Annotated in this window: 12 protein-coding genes; 9 read left to right on the top strand and 3 right to left on the bottom strand. The window is 57.2% G+C overall.

Going from position 1 to position 6,699, the window contains the following annotated elements; translation table 11 throughout:
- From M0R36_10860 to M0R36_10900, 9 genes are all read left to right on the top strand, one after another.
- Nucleotides 1-366 (top strand): hypothetical protein (locus tag M0R36_10860; GenBank protein ID MCK9556289.1); only part of this gene is annotated, 366 nt, incomplete at its 5' end.
- The gene (locus M0R36_10865) at nt 367-942 is read left to right on the top strand and encodes a hypothetical protein (protein MCK9556290.1); all 576 of its coding nucleotides are present in this window, start codon (nt 367-369) and stop codon (nt 940-942) included.
- A 2-nt stretch (nt 943-944) separates the two neighbouring features.
- A complete protein-coding gene (locus M0R36_10870; GenBank protein ID MCK9556291.1) occupies nt 945-1,310 on the top strand; it encodes a hypothetical protein in 366 nt (121 codons plus the stop codon).
- Nucleotides 1,311-1,442: 132 nt separating this feature from the next.
- Nucleotides 1,443-1,622 (top strand): hypothetical protein, encoded by a 180-nt coding sequence (locus tag M0R36_10875; protein MCK9556292.1) that lies wholly within the window; start codon nt 1,443-1,445, stop codon nt 1,620-1,622.
- Nucleotides 1,619-2,095 (top strand): hypothetical protein, encoded by a 477-nt coding sequence (locus M0R36_10880; protein MCK9556293.1) that lies wholly within the window; start codon nt 1,619-1,621, stop codon nt 2,093-2,095. The genes M0R36_10875 and M0R36_10880 overlap by 4 nt, the downstream gene beginning before the upstream one ends.
- Before the next feature lie 4 nt (nt 2,096-2,099).
- A complete protein-coding gene (locus M0R36_10885; protein ID MCK9556294.1) occupies nt 2,100-2,300 on the top strand; it encodes a hypothetical protein in 201 nt (66 codons plus the stop codon).
- A 530-nt stretch (nt 2,301-2,830) separates the two neighbouring features.
- Nucleotides 2,831-3,211 (top strand): hypothetical protein, encoded by a 381-nt coding sequence (locus tag M0R36_10890; protein ID MCK9556295.1) that lies wholly within the window; start codon nt 2,831-2,833, stop codon nt 3,209-3,211.
- Nucleotides 3,204-3,839, top strand: coding sequence for a hypothetical protein (locus M0R36_10895; protein ID MCK9556296.1), 636 nt, complete (start codon nt 3,204-3,206; stop codon nt 3,837-3,839). Before M0R36_10890 ends, M0R36_10895 begins: the two co-directional genes overlap by 8 nt.
- 11 nt (nt 3,840-3,850) lie before the next feature.
- Entirely contained in the window at nt 3,851-4,186 is a 336-nt protein-coding gene (locus M0R36_10900; GenBank protein ID MCK9556297.1) for a hypothetical protein, read from the top strand.
- 82 nt (nt 4,187-4,268) lie between these two features.
- Here M0R36_10900 and M0R36_10905 read toward each other — a convergent pair whose 3' ends face one another.
- Genes M0R36_10905 through M0R36_10915 form a run of 3 tightly spaced genes read right to left on the bottom strand, consistent with a single transcriptional unit; the run spans nt 4,269 to nt 6,493 of the window.
- Nucleotides 4,269-5,708, bottom strand: a complete 1,440-nt coding sequence (locus M0R36_10905; GenBank protein MCK9556298.1) for a hypothetical protein — start codon at nt 5,706-5,708, stop codon at nt 4,269-4,271.
- Nucleotides 5,709-5,713: 5 nt separating this feature from the next.
- On the bottom strand, nt 5,714-6,181 hold the full coding sequence (locus M0R36_10910; GenBank protein ID MCK9556299.1) for a hypothetical protein: 468 nt from the start codon (nt 6,179-6,181) through the stop codon (nt 5,714-5,716).
- A gap of 15 nt (nt 6,182-6,196) precedes the next feature.
- Complete coding sequence (locus M0R36_10915; GenBank protein ID MCK9556300.1) at nt 6,197-6,493, bottom strand: hypothetical protein; 297 nt, start codon at nt 6,491-6,493, stop codon at nt 6,197-6,199.
- Nucleotides 6,494-6,699 lie beyond the last annotated feature (206 nt).

A 6,699-nucleotide genomic window follows, 5' to 3' on the forward strand; every position in this document is an offset into this window, starting at 1 on the left:
GGGCGGGGCAGCGGGCAGAGTAGGTCCGATGAGATTGAGCCTCGAAACGATGGCGAAACAAAACATGTGGCCAACGCCGAGGAGCACAGACGGATCACACGGGGGACGAGTGACGCTGCGGAAATCGAAGGAAGGCGGGAACCTGATAGAGGCAGTTTCGGCGAGGATGTGGCCTACGCCAACGGCCAACAGGAGGGATGGTCTGCAATCACACGGCGTGAATGCGATTGGTGGCTCGCTGAACCCGACGTGGGTCGAGTGGTTGATGGGCTGGCCTTTAGAGTGGAGCGGCTTAGAGCCATTGGAAACGGGCAAGTTCCGGCAGTGGCTGCGCTCGCATGGAGTATCTTGTCAGGAGGTGAATGAATGAGCGCTAGATATTTTTACGAAGGGCCTATGTCGATTCCGCGAATCGAGACCATCAGCGAATCGGAAAAGATATGGATGGGCCGCATGTGCTACGGCGAGGGCGGGCGAAAATGTTCGAGGGACAAGGCGAGCGCGATGCTGTGGGCGATAATTAATCGCCTATTCCTCTGGCCGGCGGGGCGACGGTACAAAGAGTATGAGGACCTCATGAGAGCGTTCTCCCAGCCTATCAATCCGCGATGGGCTGAGGGTGGAGACCTCGCGGCGAAGTGGGCCGGGACGAAGTACGCGACGGCGGCGAGGCTCAAACGAAGGGCGGCGGTCAGCGGCAAGCCGTGGGAGAAGATACCCGAGACGATACGAACGGCGGTTCTCGACTTCCAGGCGGGCGTGTTGTTTCCGCCTGAGATTCTCACGACGATCCCGAGACCACGCATAACCAATTGGGCATCGCTCAAAAGCACGCCGAAAAAATATCCGTGGGGCGTCGACATAGACGGCGACTGGTTTTTCGAAGACGACATTTACCCAGGGTTCGTGAAGGTGGACCCGGAGGAAACAAAGGAAGGATGAAAATGGAAAGCAAGAAAATCACAAAGGCGCTCAAATATTTTTTCACCGAAGAGGAGCTACGCTCCATCGCCCGACAGATGGCCGAGCAAGTGCTCGCTGTAGAGGATGCCGAAGAGAACAAGAAGACGGTGACAGCACAGCTCGCGGCCGAGGTCAAGGCGGCGGTATCAGTGCTCCGCGAAACGAGCCAGAAACACCGCGCGGGATTTGAGTACCGTCCGACGGAGTGCAAGGAAGAGAACGACTACAAACGTGGCATGGTGGTCATCACGCGGCTCGACACCGGCGAGATCGTAAACGAGCGAGCAATGACGGTGGAAGAGCGTCAGCTCGGTCTTGCGCTAGTGGACCCGGAGGAGGAAGCATGATCGCTGAAAAATATTGCTGTCATCTATGCAACGAGAAGCACTACGCTCGAAACATGAAAAAGCATCGCGGTCTATGGTATTGTCAAGAATGCTGGCATTTGGATATATACCCCAAAACCATGAGGAAGCGCCATGAGTGACAACTGGTTTCAAGACAAGATGAAAGACCCGGAATTCAAAGCGGCGTTCGAGCGCGAAGAGCGCATCCAGCTTGTTCTCGATGGTCTCGCCGCTCTCATAGATGATCAAGTGGCCACGATCGATGAGATGAGACGCCGCGTGGCTTGGCTGTTTTGCGAGGCGAAGAAATGAAAGACGTCCACCACAAGATCCAGGCCGGTATCGTGAGCTGGTACGACGCGGTACACGGCGACGGGATGCTGATTGCGATCCCTAACGGCGGACCGCGAGCGTCGGTCGATGTGCGAGCCGGAGACGACGAAACCGCCGTGAAGGCATCGAGAAAAAGAGCGGCGATAACGGCCGCGATAAGAGGCAAGCAACTGGAAGCCGAGGGCGTCCGCGCGGGCGTGCTGGATTTGTTCCTCGCGCGGCCGACTGAGCTAAGAAATGGGATTCGCGTCTGTTCTCATCGCTGCGGCCTATGGGTCGAGGTCAAGCGGCCGGACCAACGAGGCGAGGCTCGCGGCGGTCTCACGGTGATGCAGGATCTCTTCGCCGCGATGGCTCGGCTGAAGGGGTATGAAACAAACGTGGTCTACACGACAGAAGAGGGCATCAGCGCAATAACCAAGTATCTCGGAGGCCCTACGGGGCGGAGGTGAGAAGATGGACGATGAAAAAACCTACCACTGCCCCGAGTGCAGAGACACAAAACCCGCGCTGACCTGGGGCTTTTCTCCGGACGGCATAGTGTGGCTCCTGATAAAATGCGACTGCGGCCATACGACGGCATACGAAGGAGCAGGTGGCATCTACGCCGATCACTTGGAAAGGGCAATGGAAAAATGGGCAAACCAGGCAAAATAAAACCGGCGCCGACATGCGTCACCGTCGTCTGCTCCCAGTGCGGGGAGCGGCTTCGAAAGCGTGAGGCCATTGGTTACAAGTGCCTCGCAAGGGGCGAAAAAAAGAAATTGTGGTACTGCCGAGCGTGCCTTTGTGTCGACGAGTACCCGCCCAACCTCTACTACGCCGTGGCGATGGCGTCGAAGAGCAACAACTCATTTCGGGACATGCGGACCGCGATGTGATAGAACAAACGAAGGAGGTATCAACATGACTCTAATGGGACTTTGGGTAAGATGTTTGGGTGCCGTCATCGGCGTCGGGCTGGCCGTGTCGATTTGGTTTTTGACCGGGTGCGGCCCGACCCCATACGCGACGTGTTCTCCGGCGCAACAGAACGCCTCTCGATGTTCGGAACAAGGCGAGGCAGTTGAGTTTTGCAACGGTCACCACTGGCTCCCGGCCCACGATTGCGCGCGGCTCTGGGATTCGGAAGGAAATGAGATCGCCCAACAGTGTGTTGACGGTGACGGAAAGGCGGTGTGCCAATAGTGGGCAATAAAAAAGTGATACTGGATCATGTAGAAGAACATGACGACGATACTGTTCCGTCAATCCATCTGGATTTATGGTATCCCGATGTAAAAGGGAACACCAGAGCCATAGTAATAGGTTTGATGGATGTTCGCGCGGCCGACGATATCCGTGTTTCCTACGACAAAGAACGTGACGGATGGAAAATAGAGCAAGCGTCAACCTTCAAGTGGGAAGCAGACGATCCAGTATGTGATCCAGATTGGCAAGAGGTAGCTTTCATTCAAGCATGGGCACGCGAAAAAACGGAGTGCCTACAGTGTGGAAATCTGAACCAACCAACGAGAAAGCAATGTGAAAAATGCAACGCGATTTTAGAAGGAGGAAAAGATGACTAACCCGAAACCATTCTTCCCCGACGGGATGACGGACGACCAGGTCGCTACTTTTGCCAAGCAGTTTGGAAAGGCCCTCGGTGTCAAGATTTTCTGGAAGACGCGATGGCTCTCTCTGGTCAAGTGGTTCATGGCGCTCATGGGGCGAACCATCCCAGCCGCCGTGGCCCAGGCCCTGGAATCCATCGACGCCAAGCTCCGCCCTTGGTGCGCCAAGAACCTCATCTTCATGCAATGCCGGATAGGCGACGGGACGCCGTGGAAGGAGGTTGTCTGTCGCCTCGCTCACGAAGCCGGACACGCTCTCCGCATCCGTGGCCGCGTCGAGGATGGCGGGACGGTGAGCTCATGGTATCGAGACTACCTCAAGACGGATGACAACAGAGCGACCGAGGAGGGGCTCGCATTCGCCATCGAGGACACGGTGCACTATTTCCTCTTCGGCTATTTCCAGGGGCTGCCGTCCGATCTGGCCGGGTCGTATCTCCTTGACTCCAAGGCTGTCGGCACGGCTCGCGCGGTGTACGATCTTGAGATCGCTAAGGTCAAGAAGCACGGCCGGGGGAGCTCCACCCACCAAGCTGCAGCCGAAGCGATCTGCTACCTGAGAGCCATCAAGGCCGGGAGGTAAGGGAGGTAGCCGTGCTCGTCTGTTTGTTCTTCCTCTGTTTTCTGGCCGGCTGCGAACGTGTTCCGGACGCCTGGGAGGTGATCACGGACACCGACACCGACACGGACACGGACACGGACACGGACACCGACACGGACACCGACACCGACACGGACACGGACACCGCCTGTCCCGACTACGAGGGAGGGCCACAAGACGGCGTGGAGTGTCTTGAGCGATGGCTCGTCGATGAGTCCTACTGTACCGACCGGGGCGGAACGGTCTTGCCCCTGCCCTGTGTCAATTGGTCCACTGGGGAGCCGACGATAAGCCTGATTTGCTGTGTGGATGAATCCTTCTACAAGTAGCCCGAGGCCATGAGCGCCTTGATGATCACGATTACCACCAGCAAGATGGAAATCAGAATCATATCGGTCAGGCCGAATTCTTTCATCTCATCCCTGGGGCGGTCAATCGGTAAACATGGCCATCCGGATGAACCAGCCACATGTCGCGGCCGTCAAAGACCATGTTCCCGGGCCAGGCGTTCGCCGGACGAGTATCGGCTTCCAAAGCGACGAAGGAAGGAGAGATAACCGGATGAGACGCCGGCGGAGTCGCGCCGAGCACGGGAGCGCATACCGACGCCGGCGCTTTCACAAGCCTGTGATACCCGGCTGGCTGCTCTCCATACAAGAGGAAGCCCAACCACACGTTCAGCCCGTCAAAGCCCACTGGAAGGCCATACTCGCTCGCCCCGACGCCATCCCAAGCGGTCGCGTCGATATCGAATTGGTTGTAGACCGTCCCGTCATCATAAAGATCCACTTCTCCGTTGCAGCAAGGGATAAGGATCCGTCCGGCACTCACCGCAACCAGCCCCCCCGGATACGTGCCCCAGTTAGGAACCGTCACCTGTCGGATCAAGGTGTTTGTGTTTGTCCTTGTGGCTATTACCGTTCTCGAAAGGGTGTAGTCTCTCGTTCCGCCGCCGACATTGTCGAGCCACAAGAAGTAGACCGCCGTTCCATCCGATACGAGCGCCCCCGATTCCGGAACGAAAGACACACCGACGCCGGCCGCCACGCTGGTTTTGGGGTAGATGGTTCCGTCGCTTTTGGTTATGATCGCCACGCCATAGCCGACCGTGCCGTCATCACAGTTTCCCGGGAGCAGTATCGCGAGGTTGCTGGTATTCGCAACAATCAGGCGGATGCGATCTTCGTATGCCGATGAAGTAACGCCCGTGTCGCACGTCCACACTTCGGCCAGGGTCGCGGCGTCGAACTTGGTTACCTGGATATCCCCAGCGGTCGCACACCAAGCTATATATAGGTAGTCAGAATCACAGCAAATCGCGAGGACCATGTCCGGGGTTGACGGATAGGACGGAGATACGGCCGCGGCGAGCGCCGGCGCCCCTTCGTAGTCCCAGCACCCGGTAAGCTTCGCTATACTATCATCTCCGTGCGATACCCAAAGAAATGGGCGCGTATCCGTGCCCCACCCGAGACAGGCATCTCGAATGGCAACACCGGTGGTCAAGGTGTTTGGAAACGCGGCCGGATCGTGCCACTTGTCCACGGCGTTTGGAAGCCCCTCGCAAAGCGCGTTTGGGCTCGCCTGGGGCGGCGCCGTGTCCGACAGGTTCTTGAGCAAAGCGGCCAGCGTCTGACTCTCCGGAGCGGTATCGGGCGAATTCGACGGAGTGATACTCGCTCTGTCGAGGAGAGCCTGAAAGAAGCCGAGCATATCGTTGCCCCAGGCCACCTCAATCGGCGTACCATCATCGGAGCCTTGAACCGACTCGTTTTTGAATGAACCGAAAGGGTAATCAGAATCCGCGGGGTTAGCTCTTGCTCCGTATTCGGTTTCGAGATTGATAGTCATGGTCGTTACTCCTCGTCCGAGTAAAGCATCTCCTCGAACTTAGTAGGGTCGTCCAGAAGGCCAAACTGGAGGAGAGCCGCGGCCAACGGCGCCGGGATGTTGCCGGACATCCATTCTGCTCTGAATCGTCTGATTTCGATAGGCTCTTGTAGCTCTTCATCGCGGACAGCCACCGCGTTTTCCCTGTATCCCTTGAAGCGTTCGTCTTCTTGCCCCGCCCGGGTCTGTTTGTTGAACTCCTTGGCGTCGGGATGCAGAGCAAGCCGGGCCTGGAACGCCTTGAGCGGCCGTTGGAGCTTGTCAAGGGCATAGTAGGCCCAATGGAATGGCTTGTCCTTTAGCGTCCCCAAAGAGGCGTTCAGCAAGGACGCCAGAGTTACCAGGTCGTCGTTCGTCTTGAGCACCACGGGTTCAGGTGCTGGTTTCGCCGTTTCGTCGACCGATTTCAGTTTCTTTTCGTTGCCTTTCGTCATTTTTCCCACCTCTTGTTATTCCTTTACCGCCGTTTTCTTCGTCGCGACATCGGAGATCGCCGCGTCCGGGAACTCTTGGGCCATGTAGTCAGTGAGGAGCTTTCCCCACTTGACCGACTTAAACAGCTCGAATCCGGTTTGCCCGGGCAGGATGCGCCGGCGCATGGCATCCGGGCCATGCCCGAACTTGACCATCACACTCAGCACGCCGCCGCCTTCGTCGGTCTTCTCCCGCTCGAACTCGACAACGAGCGTCGAAACGCTCACGTCGATGACCTTGGTTTCGTTTCGTTCCATCTGCAATCGTTTCATCTCATCCTCGCTTTGTTCCGTGGCCGGTGAGTCGGCCTGTTTCTAAATACCATTTTCAAAATCGAAAGTCATCTTTACTTTGCCGCCACGGTCAACCCGGCCGCGGCCGACAAGAGAGCGATGACTATTGATATAATTTGCGCCCACTGTTTCTTTGTAAGCAACGGACCCGCTCCAGAATGAGATTGCCCCGCCTGGCATTGCTT

The sequence above is a fragment of the bacterium genome (genome assembly GCA_023228325.1).
GTDB lineage: Bacteria > Auribacterota > UBA6266 > UBA6266 > UBA6266 > UBA6266.

Bases quoted from the DNA above. Each gene is read 5' to 3' on its own strand.
- M0R36_10885 (MCK9556294.1), top strand. From the start codon at position 2,100: ATGGACGATGAAAAAACCTACCACTGCCCCGAGTGCAGAGACACAAAA.
- M0R36_10875 (MCK9556292.1), top strand. From the start codon at position 1,443: ATGAGTGACAACTGGTTTCAAGACAAGATGAAAGACCCGGAATTCAAA.
- M0R36_10910 (MCK9556299.1), bottom strand. From the start codon at position 6,181: ATGACGAAAGGCAACGAAAAGAAACTGAAATCGGTCGACGAAACGGCG.
- M0R36_10865 (MCK9556290.1), top strand. From the start codon at position 367: ATGAGCGCTAGATATTTTTACGAAGGGCCTATGTCGATTCCGCGAATC.
- M0R36_10870 (MCK9556291.1), top strand. From the start codon at position 945: ATGGAAAGCAAGAAAATCACAAAGGCGCTCAAATATTTTTTCACCGAA.
- M0R36_10915 (MCK9556300.1), bottom strand. From the start codon at position 6,493: ATGAAACGATTGCAGATGGAACGAAACGAAACCAAGGTCATCGACGTG.
- M0R36_10895 (MCK9556296.1), top strand. From the start codon at position 3,204: ATGACTAACCCGAAACCATTCTTCCCCGACGGGATGACGGACGACCAG.
- M0R36_10880 (MCK9556293.1), top strand. From the start codon at position 1,619: ATGAAAGACGTCCACCACAAGATCCAGGCCGGTATCGTGAGCTGGTAC.
- M0R36_10905 (MCK9556298.1), bottom strand. From the start codon at position 5,708: ATGACTATCAATCTCGAAACCGAATACGGAGCAAGAGCTAACCCCGCG.